General features: G+C 44.9%; 17 protein-coding genes and 1 riboswitch. All 17 genes read left to right on the top strand.

What is annotated here, in order from left to right; genetic code table 11:
* Positions 1 to 292: 292 nt before the first annotated feature.
* The 17 genes from mgtE to hemB all read left to right on the top strand — a co-directional run bounded on the left by mgtE (position 293) and on the right by hemB (position 15316).
* The gene (gene mgtE, locus ATZ99_RS04230) at positions 293 to 1606 is read left to right on the top strand and encodes a magnesium transporter (protein WP_425428282.1); all 1314 of its coding nucleotides are present in this window, start codon (positions 293 to 295) and stop codon (positions 1604 to 1606) included.
* Between the two features lie 72 nt (positions 1607 to 1678).
* Positions 1679 to 1846: riboswitch (cobalamin riboswitch) on the top strand.
* A gap of 123 nt (positions 1847 to 1969) precedes the next feature.
* A complete protein-coding gene (locus ATZ99_RS04225; protein WP_068748034.1) occupies positions 1970 to 3274 on the top strand; it encodes a cobyrinic acid a,c-diamide synthase CobB in 1305 nt (434 codons plus the stop codon).
* A gap of 1 nt (position 3275) precedes the next feature.
* Positions 3276 to 3656 (top strand): sirohydrochlorin chelatase, encoded by a 381-nt coding sequence (locus tag ATZ99_RS04220; RefSeq protein WP_068747999.1) that lies wholly within the window; start codon positions 3276 to 3278, stop codon positions 3654 to 3656.
* Entirely contained in the window at positions 3646 to 4278 is a 633-nt protein-coding gene (locus tag ATZ99_RS04215; protein WP_068747998.1) for a precorrin-8X methylmutase, read from the top strand. The genes ATZ99_RS04220 and ATZ99_RS04215 overlap by 11 nt, the downstream gene beginning before the upstream one ends.
* Positions 4269 to 5342 (top strand): cobalt-precorrin-5B (C(1))-methyltransferase CbiD, encoded by a 1074-nt coding sequence (gene cbiD / locus ATZ99_RS04210; protein WP_222927069.1) that lies wholly within the window; start codon positions 4269 to 4271, stop codon positions 5340 to 5342. The genes ATZ99_RS04215 and cbiD overlap by 10 nt, the downstream gene beginning before the upstream one ends.
* On the top strand, positions 5324 to 5902 hold the full coding sequence (gene cbiE, locus ATZ99_RS04205) for a precorrin-6y C5,15-methyltransferase (decarboxylating) subunit CbiE (protein WP_068747997.1): 579 nt from the start codon (positions 5324 to 5326) through the stop codon (positions 5900 to 5902). Before cbiD ends, cbiE begins: the two co-directional genes overlap by 19 nt.
* A complete protein-coding gene (gene cbiT, locus ATZ99_RS04200) occupies positions 5893 to 6462 on the top strand; it encodes a precorrin-6Y C5,15-methyltransferase (decarboxylating) subunit CbiT (RefSeq protein ID WP_068747996.1) in 570 nt (189 codons plus the stop codon). Before cbiE ends, cbiT begins: the two co-directional genes overlap by 10 nt.
* Positions 6441 to 7094 carry a precorrin-2 C(20)-methyltransferase gene (gene cobI, locus ATZ99_RS04195; protein WP_068747995.1) on the top strand — a complete coding sequence of 218 codons (654 nt, stop codon included), beginning with the start codon at positions 6441 to 6443 and terminating at the stop codon, positions 7092 to 7094. The genes cbiT and cobI overlap by 22 nt, the downstream gene beginning before the upstream one ends.
* A 4-nt stretch (positions 7095 to 7098) precedes the next feature.
* Positions 7099 to 7848 carry a precorrin-4 C(11)-methyltransferase gene (gene cobM, locus ATZ99_RS04190; protein WP_068747994.1) on the top strand — a complete coding sequence of 250 codons (750 nt, stop codon included), beginning with the start codon at positions 7099 to 7101 and terminating at the stop codon, positions 7846 to 7848.
* Positions 7845 to 8810 carry a cobalt-precorrin 5A hydrolase gene (gene cbiG / locus ATZ99_RS04185; RefSeq protein WP_068747993.1) on the top strand — a complete coding sequence of 322 codons (966 nt, stop codon included), beginning with the start codon at positions 7845 to 7847 and terminating at the stop codon, positions 8808 to 8810. Before cobM ends, cbiG begins: the two co-directional genes overlap by 4 nt.
* On the top strand, positions 8803 to 9522 hold the full coding sequence (gene cobJ / locus ATZ99_RS04180) for a precorrin-3B C(17)-methyltransferase (protein WP_068747992.1): 720 nt from the start codon (positions 8803 to 8805) through the stop codon (positions 9520 to 9522). Before cbiG ends, cobJ begins: the two co-directional genes overlap by 8 nt.
* Positions 9519 to 10256 carry a precorrin-6A reductase gene (cobK, locus tag ATZ99_RS04175; RefSeq protein ID WP_068747991.1) on the top strand — a complete coding sequence of 246 codons (738 nt, stop codon included), beginning with the start codon at positions 9519 to 9521 and terminating at the stop codon, positions 10254 to 10256. The genes cobJ and cobK overlap by 4 nt, the downstream gene beginning before the upstream one ends.
* 9 nt (positions 10257 to 10265) lie before the next feature.
* The gene (gene hemA / locus ATZ99_RS04170) at positions 10266 to 11441 is read left to right on the top strand and encodes a glutamyl-tRNA reductase (RefSeq protein ID WP_068747990.1); all 1176 of its coding nucleotides are present in this window, start codon (positions 10266 to 10268) and stop codon (positions 11439 to 11441) included.
* Positions 11405 to 12064, top strand: coding sequence for an NAD(P)-dependent oxidoreductase (locus ATZ99_RS04165; protein ID WP_068747989.1), 660 nt, complete (start codon positions 11405 to 11407; stop codon positions 12062 to 12064). The genes hemA and ATZ99_RS04165 overlap by 37 nt, the downstream gene beginning before the upstream one ends.
* The gene (gene hemC, locus ATZ99_RS04160) at positions 12030 to 12905 is read left to right on the top strand and encodes a hydroxymethylbilane synthase (RefSeq protein ID WP_068747988.1); all 876 of its coding nucleotides are present in this window, start codon (positions 12030 to 12032) and stop codon (positions 12903 to 12905) included. Before ATZ99_RS04165 ends, hemC begins: the two co-directional genes overlap by 35 nt.
* 1 nt (position 12906) lies before the next feature.
* Positions 12907 to 14403, top strand: a complete 1497-nt coding sequence (gene cobA / locus ATZ99_RS04155; protein ID WP_068747987.1) for a uroporphyrinogen-III C-methyltransferase — start codon at positions 12907 to 12909, stop codon at positions 14401 to 14403.
* Entirely contained in the window at positions 14369 to 15316 is a 948-nt protein-coding gene (gene hemB / locus ATZ99_RS04150; protein WP_068747986.1) for a porphobilinogen synthase, read from the top strand. The genes cobA and hemB overlap by 35 nt, the downstream gene beginning before the upstream one ends.
* The last annotated feature ends 13 nt before the right edge of the window (positions 15317 to 15329 follow it).

Genomic DNA, 15329 nt, shown 5'->3' with positions numbered 1-15329 from the left:
TTATGAAATTTTTTATTGTCTGCTGGGCAGGTTTTAAAAATATGGATTTTTTGACTTTAAGAAGTTTAAAATTTTTTACGGAAAAGATATAATTAAAATTAGAATGTATAGTCAAAAAGGGGGTGGTCTGGTGGATCCCTTACCTCAATCGTATTGTTTTGTTTTCTTAGTAAATACACAAAATAAAAAGGGGGGAAACTCGCCGGAACCACTCCCTGCCGATGTTGTCCCCCCTAAATTTTAGGGGGTGTTATTTTTGGACATCGAAAGAAACAAGGATAATTTTAGGGAGATGTTTAGAAAAAAGGACTTTATGGCATTAAAAGAAGAAATGTCCGTGCTACCCAGCCAGGATGTGGCTGAAATATTAAACCAAATGGAAGCAAAAGAAAGTTTAATAGCTTTTAGACTACTACCAAAGGATAAAGCAGCGGATGTATTTTCGTATTTATCTGACAAAATAAGAGCCGCTTTTTCCAAAATGATTGAAGAAGATGAATTAAAAAGCCTCATTGAAGATTTATTTTTTGATGATAAAATAGATTTTTTGGAAGAAATGCCGGCTAATGTGGTTAAGAAAATACTTAAGGGAACACCGGAAAGCGAACGGAGGTTGATTAATCAGTTTCTGCAGTATCCAGAGCATTCAGCTGGAAGTATTATGACGATTGAATTCGTAGATTTAAAAGCCGATATGACGGTGGAAGAAGCCCTTTCTCATATACGCTATACGGCACCAAAGAAAGAGACCATTTATACATGCTACGTTATAGATAATCAAAGGCACCTTTTAGGAACTGTCTCTTTAAAAGACCTTGTAGTAGCTGAACCGAACCAAAAAATAGATGATCTTATGGACAAACATATAATTGCGGTTAAAACGGATGATGATCGGGAATACGTGGCTTCACTTTTTAAGAAATACGACTTATTGAGCATGCCTGTAGTGGATCGGGAAAACCGACTGGTGGGGATAATCACAATTGATGACGTTGTGGATGTTTTAGAACAAGAAAATACAGAAGATATTCAGAGGATGGGAGGAATAAGACCAAGCGAGGAATCTTATTTTAATCAGAGCCCTTTTACCATGGCCAAAAATCGATTACTATGGTTGTTTGCTCTTATGGTTTCTGCTACCTTTACCGGGCGTATTATACAACGGTATGAAGAACTTTTGCAAACTATGGTAATACTTGCCGCATTTATTCCAATGCTTATGGATACCGGAGGGAATGCTGGCTCTCAATCATCCACAATGGTTATTAGAGGTCTGGCTCTGGGCGAAATAAAATCACGAGATGCTTTAAAAGTTATGTGGAAGGAACTTGTCGTAAGTATTATTGTGGGTATATCTCTTGCAGGTTTAAATTTTTTAAGGCTAATCGCTATCGAAAAAGTAAATTATGCAATAGCTTTTGTGGTAAGTACTACTTTGATTGTCGTGGTTGTACTGGCAAAAGTGGTAGGCGGACTGCTCCCACTTCTTGCTAAAATGGTTAAAATCGATCCTGCAATAATGGCAAGTCCCCTGATTACTACAATTGTAGATGCCATGGCGCTTATTTCTTATTTTAAAATTGCCGGGATATTCTTGAAAATTTAAGGTTTTTCTATTACATTCGCTATTGAAAAATTAATGATTTGTATTATAATAAAAATAAAGTAAATTCAAACTGAATACGGTGAACTCAGGGGTGCTTTGAGCTTAAAAGGGAAAGCGGTGAAAATCCGCTGCAGCCCCCGCTACTGTATACGGAGACGAATCCAGTCCCACTGGGAAACCGGGAAGGGTGGAGGAGGATGACCCGTGAGCCAGGAGACCTGCCTCTGGGTAGATGCCGGTCCTTCGGTGGGAAGGGAAAGGCAAAAAGACGAACTTTAAACTGCAAAAAGCCTACCCTTTGGGTAGGTTTTTTTAATACTCTCCGCCGAAGGTGGAGGGTAATTTTTTTTGATGAGGTGCGTTATGAAGGGAATCGTAATCTCAGCTCCTTCCAGCGGAAACGGAAAAACTTTGTTTACAATGGGGCTATTAAAAGTATTAAAAGATATGAATTTTTCGGTATTCCCGTGCAAGGTGGGACCGGATTACATCGATACAGGGTTTCTGGGGAGGGCCGCGGGGGTAACCGCGCAGAATCTTGATCCTTTTCTTCAGGGGAAGGATTATAAAAAACTGTTAGAAAAAAATAACGACTTTTGTGTAATTGAAGGGGTTATGGGCTTTTTCGACGGTATTTCCAATACCTTTATAAATTCCACCTTTCATATAGCGAGGGAATTCGGTCTTAATTCGGTGCTCGTATACACCCCGAAGGGGGAAATGTTTTCGGCGGCGGTGAAGATCAAGGGGATGGTGGACTTCAGTAGAGGGGTAATAAAAGGGGTGGTGCTAAACAGGGTTTCCCTTACCGCCTATAAGCTGTTAAAAGAGGCCATCGAGAAATACGCGGGTGTAAAGGTGCTGGGCTACATCGAGGAGGATAAAGGGCTTGCGGTAAATTCCCGGCATCTCGGGCTCATTCAGAATACGGAGATAGAGGGATTTAACGAAATCCTGGATAGGATGGCCTATCGCATAAAAGAAAGCGTGGATGTAAAAGAGCTGCTTGGGCTTTTTGAAGAAATGGACCTACCCGGAGAAGGATTTAGCTTACCCTTGAAAACCAACCGCAAAGCCGCTGTGGCATTTGATAAAGCCTTTTCCTTTTATTACAGGGAAAATATTAATATTTTATCGAACCTTTTCGACGTTACTTTTTTTTCCCCGATGAAGGATAAACGCCTTCCCGATTGCGATTTCCTTTATATAGGCGGGGGATATCCCGAGGTCTTTAAGGAGGAGCTTTCGGAAAACCGCTCCATGCTTCGTTCCATAAGGGAATTTGCCGAAGGGGGCGGGTATATATTCGCCGAGTGCGGAGGGCTTATGTACCTCACCCGAAAAATTGACGGGTTTGAGATGACAGGGGTATTCGACGGAGAAAGCCGTATGACAGATAGGCTGCAGAACTTCGGATACGGTAAGGCAAGGGTTTTGGAAGACTGCCTCATAGGACCGAAAGGCTTTCAATTTAACGTCCATGAATTTCACAAGTCCGTTTCGAACATCAACAAAAAAAGCTGCCTCCTGATAAAAAGGGTAAGGGATGAAGGGGAAAACCCGTGCGGTTATCAGTACAAAAACACCTTCGGCATGTATCCCCACGTGAGCTTCCTCGGCAGCTTTAAAATCCTCGAAAGTATATTGAATAAAATGGGGAGGGGTTGAAATGGAAGCGATTTTGCTGATAAGTCACGGAAGCAGGGAAGACTCTACGGTAATGACGGTGGAAAGGGTGGCGAGAGAGCTGGAAAAAGCCTTGGGGAAAAGGGTGGTTCCTGCTTTTATGGAGTTCAACGAACCCGGCGTGGAAAAAGCCCTGGAACTATTATACCAGCAGGGGTATAAGAAAGTTACGGTGCTTCCCTATTTCCTCTTTTCGGGAATTCATATGAAAAAAGACGTACCAAAAATAATAAATTCCTTTGTAAGGGATAAAGGGGCCGTGAAGGTAAATATGGTTTCACCCATAGGTTACCACCCACTATTAATAGAAATCTTAAAGGACAGGTTAAACGAAGGAAGGGAAGAAAAGGGCGATGTTCATTAAGGACCCCGAATTGATAGAAAAAAAGAGCTTTGAAATTATAAAATCGGGGCTTTTAAAAAGTCACGGGGATGGAGAACTTCAAATAATCCTCAGGGCCATACACGCCACAGGGGATTTCGATTACGAAAACCTGCTGGTTTTCAAAAATAACCCCGTGGAGGCGGCGCGCGGGGCATTTGATAAAGGCTGCAGGGTATTTGCGGATACCCGAATGGCTTATTCGGGAATAAACAAAAGGTTTTTGGATGAAATGGGTGGGAAAATCTTTTGCTTCATAGATGAGGAAGAAACCAGGGTTATCGCCGAGAAAAAAAGGATTACCCGATCCATGGCATCCGTAGAAAGGGCTCTCATGGAGGGAGCGGATGTTTTCGTCATAGGCAACGCCCCCACCGCTCTTTTTTACCTTTGTTCCCTAATCGAAAGGGAAAGGGTGCTTCCCTCGCTGGTGATAGGGGTGCCGGTGGGTTTCGTTGGAGCCCGCGAGTCAAAGGAGTATTTGAGGACCATGAATGTGGCGTCCATATCCACCCGGGGAAGTAAGGGTGGCAGCAACGTGGCGGCCGCCATTTTCAACGCGTTGATGTATTCGTACCGACCGGAGGTGAAAAGGTGGAGGTAATAAGATACGGGAAAAAGATGAGATGCGGCTATACCACGGGAAGCTGCGCTGCCGCTGCCGCAAAAGCCGCTGTGATAAGGCTTCTGGGCGGGGAATGCCGCGAGGTGCGGGTGAGGACGCCCTCCGGTGAGGTGCTTTTGATTAAAATTTCAGAATGCCGCGTGGAAGGGGACGAGGCTATCTGCCGGGTGGTGAAGGATGCAGGGGATGATGCGGACGCTACCGATGGCATAGCTATTTACGCTAAGGTTTCCCTGAGAGGGGACGGCAGGGTGCTGATCGAGGGGGGCGAGGGCATAGGAAGGTTTAAAGAAAATTCCCCCTACGGGAAAAAGGGTGAGGCGGCGATAAATAAAGTTCCCAGAAGGATGATAGAGGCCTCGGTGCTCGAAGCACATCCGGGAGGAGCTAACGTTTTAATCTTTGCGCCGGAGGGAAGGGAAATTGCAAAAAAAACTTATAATCCCAGGATGGGCATAGAAGGCGGTATATCCATTCTCGGCACCACCGGAATAGTTTACCCCATGTCCGAAGAAGCTTACAAAAAGGTGATGTACACCGAACTTGAGGTGATGAGGAAGAATACCGACGAAGCGGTATTGACCTTCGGTAATTACGGTATGGAATACATAAGAAAAGCAGAGCTTTCAAAAGAAACGGTGAAAATATCCAACTTTGTGGGCGAGGCGCTGCTTTACTGCAGGGAACTCGGTTTTAAGAAGGTTACCCTGGTGGGACACGTGGGCAAGATGTGTAAGATTTCCATCGGGGCATTCAACACCTCCAGCAGGGTGGTGGATTCCCGGGTGGAAGCATTCGTCTACTATCTGGCGAAAAACGGCGCGCCGCGGGATTTAATAGAAAGCGTGGAGCGCTTTAAAACTGCTGAGGAATGCGCAAATTTTTTGCGGGAATCGGGGTATGACCGCGTGCTGGAGGACATGAAGGAGGGCATAGTGCGAAGGATTAAGGCTTATTTGAAGGAAGATAATATGAAAATCGAGGTTTTCATGTATACCTTTAAAGAAATGCAGGGGTGGGGAAAATGGTCCTCGTGGGAATAGGTCCCGGGAATCCGGAGTATGCAAGCGTCCGGGCAGTGGAGGTAATAAAAAGCTCCAAGCGGGTTTTTGCTTTCAAAAGGGTGGCCGAAAGCATAGGAGGGTTAAACAGGGTAGAATGCATACAAAACTTGGAAGACCTTTTAAAAATCGAAGGCGATTACACCCTGGTGGTATCGGGGGATCCTCTGCTTTACAGCGCGGCGGATTTTTTGAAGAGGAACAACGTGAAAATTGACGAAATAATTCCCTCCATATCTTGTTTTCAATACATGCTATCGAAGATACAAAAAAATTGGGAGGATGCTTCATTTTTGAGCTTTCACGGCAAGAATCCGGATTGGACGAAGGTCAAAAATCCGGGAATCACCATCGTATTTACCGATTTGCAAAATACTCCGGATAAAATTTCCAGAACGTTGTTTCAAAAGGGATTCAAGGGCAAGATTTACGTGGGTTTTAATCTCTCCTATGATGATGAAATAATCCTGGAAAAAATCATAGGCGATGAGATAGAAAACCTTTCGGATTTGAGTCTTGTGGTGGTGGAAATATGTGGATAAAAGATGAGGAGTTTATCAGAGGGAATATCCCGATGACCAAGTTCGAGGTAAGGGCTGTCACCCTATCCTATTTGGATATTTCAACTGGGGATGTGCTTTTGGACCTGGGCGCGGGGACGGGAAGCATTTCCGTCCAGAGCGCCCTTTTGGGCGCAAAGGTTATAGCTGTTGACAGGGAAAAGGAAGCGGTGAGGTTAATCGAGGAAAACGCGCGAAAGTTCAATGTTACCATAGAAATTTTTGAAGGAGAGGCGGTGCAAGCGGTCGGAAGGTTTAATTTCAACAAGTGCTTTATCGGAGGAAGCGGCGGGAATATAGGGGCAATACTGGAGGCTGTAAATAACAGGCTGCCCCCCGGGGGAGTGGTGGGTGCAAACTTTATAAAACCCGAGAACGCATGGAAATTTCATGAAAGGCTAAAAATATTAAATTACGAAGTAGATTCCTGCATGGTGAGCGTTGTCAGAATGGACGAAAGGGGTATTTATAAAGCCCTGACTCCGGTGATAATAGTGCGGGCTAAAAAAGGGGGATTGGGATGGGCATACTTTACGGTGTAGGAATAGGACCGGGCGACCCCGAGCTGATAACCTTGAAGGCGCTTAATGTTTTGAAAACCTGCGATGTGATTTTTCTGCCCTCAAACAGGGGTTACAGCCTTGCAGAAGCGGTAATAGAAGATTATCTTGGAGATGCTAAAAGGGTGTATCTTGAATTTCCTATGGGGGAGGACAACAACCGGGCTTACAAAAACGCAGCTATGGAAATTTTTCACATTCTCAGCGGTGATAAAAAAGGTGCTTTCGTAACCCTGGGTGATCCAATGTGTTACAGCACATTTATCTACCTTTTTGAAGAAATTAAAGCTCTCGGAGTTGAAGTGAGCATAATCCCCGGCGTACCCTCCTTCAGCGCAGTGTTTTCCCTGCTGAAAATACCCTTTGCCCGAAAAGGGCAGTCGGTGCTTGTAACGGATAAATGGTTTAATGCGGATGAATTTATTAACTCTGACAGGGTCCTGCTTTTGAAGGGCAGCGTGAATAAGGAGGCAATTTTAGCCCTGAAAAAGATGGGCTATGAGGTGTATTATGCCAGAAGGATTTTCATGGAAGGCGAAGCAATTTACACCCGGGAAGATGACATGATTAATGATGCGGATTATTTTTCGATGATTATAGGGGTGAGGGGATGAGTGTATGGTTTACTTTGTAGGGGCTGGGCCCGGGGATGTGGACCTTATCACCGTCAGGGGGAGGAAACTGCTGGAGAAGGCCGATGTGGTTATTTATGCGGGATCTCTCGTATCCCGCGAGCATCTGAGGTTTTGCAAAAAGGAAGCTATCCTTATCGACAGCTCCGGGTTGACTTTAGAGGAAATACTGGAGGTTATAAAAATCCATGAAGGTAGGGATAAAGTAATTGTCCGGCTTCATACCGGAGACCCAACCATTTACGGTGCTATAGCGGAGCAGATGGAGGGATTGAAAAAGCTGGGCATCGATTACGAGGTGATACCCGGGGTGAGCTCCTTTACCGCCGCGGGAGCGGTATTAAAAAAGGAGTTTACCGTTCCGGGAGTTACCCAGACTGTGATACTTACCAGGCTTGCCGGTAAAACTCCCGTTCCTGAAAGGGAGGATTTGACACAGCTTTCGAAAATAGGCGCTTCCATGGCGATATTTCTTTCGGTGAAGAATATAGAAGATGTGGTAAAAAAACTCAGGGCGGGTTACGGGGAGGATACTCCTGTGGCGGTGGTTTACAAAGCCACGTGGGAAGACCAAAAAATTATCACAGGTACACTGAAAGACATTTGCAACAGGTTAAAAAATGAGGGCTTTGAAAGCACTGCAATCATACTGGTAGGAGATTTTTTAACCAGTATTGGTAAAAGCAGGCTTTACTCGAAAGATTTTTCCCATGCCTTCAGGGAGGCGAAAAATTGATCGCGTGCTTTTATTTTACCGAAGATGGGGAAAAAATTGCATTTAAGATCAGGGGGCATTTTCAAGATGTAAAGATTTATAAAAAAGAAAATTATAAAGAAAATTTAAAGGCTGTGTTTGAGAATTTCGACAAAATTATTTTTATCTCTGCTGCAGGCATTGCGGTAAGGCTCATAGCCCCGTACATACGGGATAAATGGAACGACCCGGCGGTGGTAGTGGTGGACGATATGGGAAGGTACGTGATAAGTCTCCTGTCGGGCCACTTCGGCGGTGCAAACGAATTTGCAGTAAAGGTGGCTGAAGTATTAAATGCCATTCCGGTCATAACCACCGCTTCGGATTCCCGGGGATTTGAGAGCATAGACCTGTTTGCGAAAAAAAGAAATTTCGTTATAGAAAATCCTGAAGATGTGAAGGTTATCACCTCACTAATGCTACAAAAAAGGAAAATCGCGGTGTTTTCCGATATAGGCCCGGTCGAAATTAATTACCCCTGCCTTACCCGGGAAGGGGAGGGATTTATTTATATAACCTGTAAGGATAAATTTGACAAAAAATATCCTTCCTGCGTATTAAGGCCCAAGGTGCTGAACGTGGGAATAGGGTGCAAAAGGGGTACATATAAAAAGCAAATTGAGGAAGCCATAAACAGGGTATTTTTAGAAAACAATCTTAGCGTAAAATGCATAAAAATTATGGCAACCGTGGACTTAAAGCGTGATGAAAGGGGCCTTATTGAGTTTGCTGAAGAAAAAAACATACCACTAAGGTTTTTCTCAAGGGATGAGATAATGAAGGTTCAGGAAAGATTTAGAAAAAGTGAATTTGTATATAAAAGCCTGGGGGTCTACTCCGTGGCGGAACCCTGCGCCTTTCTTCTTTCTCCTGAAATTATCGTAAGAAAAACGGCGGTAAATGGGGTGACCCTTTCGGTATCCAGGGAGGTATTCGATGTCTAAGCTTTACATAGTGGGTATCGGTTCGGGGAATGTAAAAACCATGACCATGAGAGCTCTGGAATGCATTAAATCTTCCCGGGTGGTAGTGGGATACGATGGATACATTGAACTTATTAAAGACCTTGTAAAGGATAAAATCGTAATAAGTTCCGGGATGGGGCAGGAGGTAAAAAGATGCCGCATAGCTGTTGAAAAGGTCAAAGAGGGTTACGACACCTGCATCGTTTCTTCCGGGGATGCGGGTCTTTACGGTATGGCGGGGCTCGTTCTGGAGATAGAAAACCGTATAAATTTCGAGGTGGTACCCGGGGTAAGTGCGGTCTTTCTTGCGGCATCCTGTTTAGGAGCACCTCTCATGGATGATATGTGCACGGTTAGTTTAAGCGACCACCTGATACCCTGGGAGGTTGTCAAAAAACGTTTGGTAGCGGCAGTGCAGGGGGATTTTGTTATTGCGTTGTACAATCCGAGAAGTCATTTGCGCCCGTATAACCTTGAAAAAGCGGTACAGCTGCTTTTAAGCTACAGAGATAAAAATACTCCGGTAGGAATCGTTAAAAATGCGGGAAGGAAGGGGGAAAGGGTAATTATTACCACCCTCGGCAAGGTGGAATACGAGGTAGTAGATATGATGACAACGGTAATAGTGGGTAACAGCAGAACTTATATAAAGGATAATACAATAATAACTCCTAGGGGGTATCCAATTTGATTTGGGTAATAGGGGGAACTTCCGATGTCAAAAAGATTCTTTTTCTGATACACGGGAAGACGGATTACACTGTTACCGTGGCTACCGATGAGGGGAAAAGGGAGCTCGAAGGATACAATTGTCTTGTGAAGAAAATGAACTGCGATGAGATGAAGGTGTTTATCAGGGATTTTTCCGTAAAGGCAGTTGTGGATATGTCCCATCCCTTTGCGGTGGAGGTCACCCGGAATGCCAGAAAAGCCGCTCAGGAAGAGGGAATCGAATATATAAGGTTTCTAAGAAAGGGGGTAAAAACGGAAGGGTACAGGGTATTCGAAACCTTCGAAGAATGTGCCCATTATCTAAAAGAAAAGGAAGGGAATGTATTTTTCACCATAGGCTCAAAAAATATCGAACTTTTTGAAAGGATGAAAGGCAATGGGAGGTACGTCTACAGGATTTTGCCGACAGAATTCAGTATTTCCCGCTGCAAAGAATTGAACATCCCTATGGAAAACATAGTTGCCATGAAGGGCCCGTTTTCCGTACAGCTAAATGCGGCGCTTTTTAAGGAATACGAAGCAAAATACGTGGTGATGAAGGAAAGCGGGGAGGAGGGAGGTTTCAGGGAAAAAATAAAGGCTTGCGAAATACTGGGGATAGAACCCCTTGTTATAAAAAGGCCCGAAGAAAGCGGGGTCCAAAGCATTGAAGAAATACTTAATAGAATAAAAAAATTAGGATTGATAAAGTAGGGGATAGATATGCTTGGGGTACTGGGAGTAAATCCTAAGGCGGATATAAGACTCAGGGAAAAAATGGTTCTCGTGGAAAAACGCGTGGACAAAAAAATGGAAGATTTAAGGGGAGTCTGCGGGGAAAACATCATTTTAAACACCTGCAACAGGACAGAAGTATATTTCGTTGGCGATGAAGGAGGAACGAAGGACGAAATATTAAAAATCCTCGGGTGGGAAGGTTTCAAAGATTACACCTTTTATTACAGGGATGAAAAAGCAGCAGAGCACCTTTTTGAAGTGGCCTGCGGATTCGATTCACTGATACTGGGAGAAGAACAAATACTCGGTCAGGTGAAAAGGTCCTTGGAAAGAGGAAGGAATATAAAGAGCGCGGGACAAGTATTAAACAGGCTTTTTTTACAGGCCATAGCCTGCGGCAAAGAGTTCAGGACCAAAGCAAAGCTCCACGAAGTGCCCGTTTCAGTAGCGTCCATAGTATCGAAGGAGATAGAAAAAAGGGGAAAAAAGAGGGTGCTCATCTTCGGTTATGGTGAAATAGGAAGGCTCTGTGCAAAATACCTTTGTTCGAAAGATTCCTTAGAGAAGGTTTACATAGCGGTGAGGGACCTTTGCAAGGGGGAAAACCTTGGTCCTAAAGCCGTGTTCGTCGAATTTTCTCTCTGGAGGGATTACCTGAAAGAGGTGGAGGTATTGATATCGTGCACTTCATCTCCCCATATCGTGGTAAAGAAGGAAGATGTGGATGGAAAAAAGCTTTTAATCTTCGACCTTGCCGTTCCCCGGGATGTGGAGGAAGGGGCATTGGGAGTTGAAGGGCATTACAACATAGACGAAGTTTCGAGGATGAACGAGGAGAATTTGGAAGAAAGAAGAACCCTCATGGAAAATAACAGGGCAGTGTTAGAAAAACACGTCAAGGAGTTTACGGAATGGTACAGGCTCAGGGAGATTACTCCATTTATAGAAAATGTAAAAAACTTTGCCGAAAGGGTTTACAAACCCCGGTTTGAACGGTTCAAAAATAAATACCGCATAGACGATGTGAGGACCGCCGAGCTGCTTTTCAAGAGCACGGCGGATGCCTTCGCGGAAAACGCCATCAGGGTTTTGAAGGAAGAATTTTTGGAGGGCAGGGGCGAAGAATGCATGAGGTTAATAGCGAAGATATTCTCGGATTGAATTTCCTTGGCATTTCTTTAATAGCCTGCAAGATAAGGGTTGGCATAGTTGGAGGCGGAAGGGCCGCCTTTATAAAGGCCCTTTCCTTCGCAGGGCGGGGAACTGAGGTAGAAGTGCTTTCCCCCGATTTTTCCGAAGGGTTTTGCGGGTTAAAGAATGAAAACGTGAAATTAATAAAAGGGGAGTACGAAGCGGGTTTTATAGAGGATAAGCATTTGGTGATTATTGCGGTGAAGGGAAAAGATGAAGATAGGATTATAGAGGACTGTGAAAGGGCAAACAAGCTTTACTTAGTATGCAGTAACTTTAGAAAGGGCAATTTCATTAAACCCTTTCAGGATAATACTAAAAATATATTTTTTACGGTGAATACAAGGGGTAACCCCATGGGGGCGGTATTTTTGGGGAAAAAGGTCGGAGAGGTTTTGAAGGGTTACGATGATTTTATGGATTTTATTTTCGAAGTAAGAGAAAAATTCAGGGGAAGCAGGATTAAAAAAGAGCTTATGGAGTATGTAAACAGCGAGGAATTTTACCGTTTATTCAAATCGGGAAGGCACGAAGAAGCTATAAAGGGGTTTTTAAAAGATGAGGACCATAAGGGTGGCGACGAGAAAGAGTAATTTAGCGCTGATACAGACCGATGAAATAATAGGACTTATAGAAAAAAATCTGAAGGTGAAGTGCGAAAAAAAGTTGTTTTCAACAAAGGGAGACGAGGTTTTGGATACATCCTTGGAAAAAATAGGAGGGAAGGGACTTTTCGTAAAGGAGCTGGAAAGGGCCCTTCTTTTAAAAGAAGCCGACATTGCGGTGCACAGCATGAAGGATGTGCCGACCTTTCTGGAAGAACATTTTGAAATTTGCGCGGTCCCGGTACGGGAAGACCCGCGGGATGTATTTATTTCCTTCAACAAAAAGGGCTTTTACGCTCAGAAAAAGGGTGCAAGGATAGGGACGAGCAGCGTCAGGAGGGAAAAACAGCTTCTTCTCCTCAGAAAGGATTTGAACATCGTTCCCATCAGGGGCAATGTGGAAACAAGGCTGGAAAAGCTGAAGAATGAGGATTTGGACGGCATTGTGCTTGCCGCTGCCGGGATTAAAAGGCTCGGGCTGGAGGAATTCATAACCGGTTATTTTGAATTGGAAGAAATGATTCCCGCTTGCGGACAGGGTGCCATTGCGGTGGAAGCACTGAAGGGCGGCGAAATCGCCGGGATGATTAAAGGTTTGGACGATGAAGAAATCCGAATTTGCACGGAGGCGGAAAGGAACGTGATGAGGATATTAAACGGCGGATGTCATACCCCCGTTGCGGCTCATGCCCGGATTGAGGGGGAATGGATAAAAATTTGGGGGGTAAACCAGGTGGGGGATACCCTGGTTAAATTGCAGGTCAAGGGGAAAAAGGAAGATTACCTTAACTTATCCTGTAAACTTGCTATGAAATTATTGGAGGGGTAAGATGGGCAAGGTTTATCTTATCGGAGCTGGGCCCTACGATGAGGAGCTCCTTACTTTAAAGGCGGTAAGGGCTTTGGGAAAGTGCGATGTGGCGATATACGACAGGCTCGTAAATAAAAATATCCTCAATTACCTAAAAGAGGGCTGCAAAATTTTTTACTGCGGTAAGGAGAGCGGGTGCCACTATAAAACACAGGAAGAAATAAACCGGATGCTGGTCTGCTTTGCCAGGGAGGGTTACACCGTGGGCAGGATTAAAGGAGGGGACCCCTTTGTATTCGGGAGGGGCGGGGAGGAAGCGGTTTACCTTCGGCAAAACGGGATAGACTTCGAAGTGATACCCGGAATTTCATCGGCGGTGGCAGTACCGTGCTACGGCGGTATTCCGGTTACCCACAGGAGCATATCCCGAAGCTTTCACGTGTTTACCGGGAAAACCGGGGATGAATGGGATTACGATTGGGAGGTAGTTTCAAAACTCGACGGGACCTTGATTTTTTTAATGGGTATGGAAAATCTGGAAGGGATAGTTAAAAATTTGCTGGAACGCGGTATGAATAAAGAAAAACCGTGCGCTGTTATATCAAACGGTGCCTCCTCTAATCAAAGGGTTGTGACCGGTAGGCTGTGCGATATCCGGGAAAGGGCAAAAAAAATGGGAATGAAACCTCCTGCGGTGGTGGTGATCGGCGAGGTGGTGAAACTAAGGGAAATCCTCAATTGGTATGAAGAAAAACCCCTGTTCGGGAAAAAGATATGCATTACCCGGCCGCGGGAGAGGGCTCTAGAATTTAAGGAAAGACTTCAGGACCTCGGTGCCGATGTGGTGGAGGTGAACTCAATAAAAATAAAGGATACGAGCGAAAATTTGGGAGAGGTTATTAAGCTGCTTGAGGATTTTGATTATATAATTTTTACCAGCGCTAACGGCGTGAGGATCTTTTTCGATTATCTGAGGAAAGTGAAGTACGACCTCAGGAGGATAAAGGCGGGTTTTGCCGTGATCGGAGAAAAGACGAAGGAAGAACTGGAAGAAAGGGGTATAATTCCCGACATCGTCCCCGGGGAATACGTCGCCGAATCCCTGTATGAAGCATTGAAACCCCATTTGCATCCCGGACAAAAAATCCTGCTGCCCCGGGCGAAAAATTCCAGGAGCTTTTTAAAGGATGCCCTTTCAAAAACGGGAGCGGAAGTTTTCGAGGTAGAAATTTACGAGGCTGTACCCGGCGAAGACTTTCGGGACGATATTTTGGATGCGGACTATTTTACCTTTGCCAGCCCTTCTGCGGTGAAGAGTTTCGTGGAAATGTACGGTTCGAATATTTTAAATGGGAAAAAGGTGGTGGCAATAGGCCCGGTAACGGCGGCAGAGCTTGAAAAATGCGGAGTTAACGCGGTGAAGGCCGACAAATATACCGCCTGTGGGATGGTAGAAAAGATACTCATGATGGAGGGAAATTATGTTTGCAAGGACGAGAAGGCTAAGACAAAATGAGGCGATAAGAACCTTAGTTCGGGAAACGCGAGTATCAAAGGAGGACCTGATTTATCCCGTTTTCGTGGTGGATGGGAAGGATAAAAAAGAAGAAATACCGTCCATGCCGGGAGTTTACAGGTACTCCATCGACCGGCTGGAAGAAATACTGGAAAGGGTGGAAAAGGCGGGTATAAAGGGAATAATGCTTTTTGGCATACCCTCCCGCAAGGACGAATGCGCATCCTCGGCCTACGATGACGAAGGGGTGGTCCAGAGGGCTTTAAGGAGGATAAAGGAGATCTCGAAGGTTTACTGCATCACCGATGTATGCCTTTGCCAGTATACAAGTCACGGGCATTGCGGCATAATCAGGGATGGTGCTGTGGACAACGATGCAACCTTAGAGTATATTGCAAAAGTTGCCCTTTCCCACGCAAGGGCGGGGGCGGATATGGTGGCTCCTTCGGACATGATGGATGGAAGGGTTGCAAGGATAAGAGCGGTGCTGGATGAAAAGGGTTTTTATTATACCCCCATTATGGCTTACAGCGCAAAATACGCCTCCTGCTTTTACGGACCCTTCAGGGAGGCGGCTCATTCCGCCCCCCGGTTCGGAGATCGGAAAACCTATCAGATGGACCCCGCCAATATCAGGGAGGCCATGCGGGAAATAGAAAGCGATATAAATGAAGGTGCGGACATCGTCATGGTGAAGCCGGCATTGGCCTACCTTGACGTTATAAGGTGGGCAAAGGACGGGTTTAACGTACCCGTTGCCGCTTACAATGTGAGCGGGGAGTATTCCATGATAAAAGCCGCATCGAAAATGGGCTGGCTCGATGAAAAAAAGGCTATTTTTGAAGTGCTCACATCCATAAAGCGAGCGGGAGCGGATATGATAATAACCTACTTTGCCCTGGAAGATATGTAAACCGCACATTAAT

Source organism: Thermovenabulum gondwanense (assembly GCF_001601575.1).
Classification (GTDB): domain Bacteria; phylum Bacillota; class Thermosediminibacteria; order Thermosediminibacterales; family Thermosediminibacteraceae; genus Thermovenabulum; species Thermovenabulum gondwanense.
The sequence above is the reverse complement of the archived record's forward strand: the minus strand, read 5'-3'. Positions and strand labels throughout refer to the sequence as shown.

Bases quoted from the DNA above. Each gene is read 5' to 3' on its own strand.
- mgtE (WP_425428282.1), top strand. From the start codon at position 293: ATGTTTAGAAAAAAGGACTTTATGGCATTAAAAGAAGAAATGTCCGTG.
- ATZ99_RS04225 (WP_068748034.1), top strand. From the start codon at position 1,970: ATGAAGGGAATCGTAATCTCAGCTCCTTCCAGCGGAAACGGAAAAACT.
- ATZ99_RS04220 (WP_068747999.1), top strand. From the start codon at position 3,276: ATGGAAGCGATTTTGCTGATAAGTCACGGAAGCAGGGAAGACTCTACG.
- ATZ99_RS04215 (WP_068747998.1), top strand. From the start codon at position 3,646: ATGTTCATTAAGGACCCCGAATTGATAGAAAAAAAGAGCTTTGAAATT.
- cbiE (WP_068747997.1), top strand. From the start codon at position 5,324: ATGGTCCTCGTGGGAATAGGTCCCGGGAATCCGGAGTATGCAAGCGTC.
- cbiT (WP_068747996.1), top strand. From the start codon at position 5,893: ATGTGGATAAAAGATGAGGAGTTTATCAGAGGGAATATCCCGATGACC.
- cobI (WP_068747995.1), top strand. From the start codon at position 6,441: ATGGGCATACTTTACGGTGTAGGAATAGGACCGGGCGACCCCGAGCTG.
- cobM (WP_068747994.1), top strand. From the start codon at position 7,099: ATGGTTTACTTTGTAGGGGCTGGGCCCGGGGATGTGGACCTTATCACC.
- cobJ (WP_068747992.1), top strand. From the start codon at position 8,803: ATGTCTAAGCTTTACATAGTGGGTATCGGTTCGGGGAATGTAAAAACC.
- hemA (WP_068747990.1), top strand. From the start codon at position 10,266: ATGCTTGGGGTACTGGGAGTAAATCCTAAGGCGGATATAAGACTCAGG.
- ATZ99_RS04165 (WP_068747989.1), top strand. From the start codon at position 11,405: ATGCATGAGGTTAATAGCGAAGATATTCTCGGATTGAATTTCCTTGGC.
- hemC (WP_068747988.1), top strand. From the start codon at position 12,030: ATGAGGACCATAAGGGTGGCGACGAGAAAGAGTAATTTAGCGCTGATA.
- cobA (WP_068747987.1), top strand. From the start codon at position 12,907: ATGGGCAAGGTTTATCTTATCGGAGCTGGGCCCTACGATGAGGAGCTC.
- hemB (WP_068747986.1), top strand. From the start codon at position 14,369: ATGTTTGCAAGGACGAGAAGGCTAAGACAAAATGAGGCGATAAGAACC.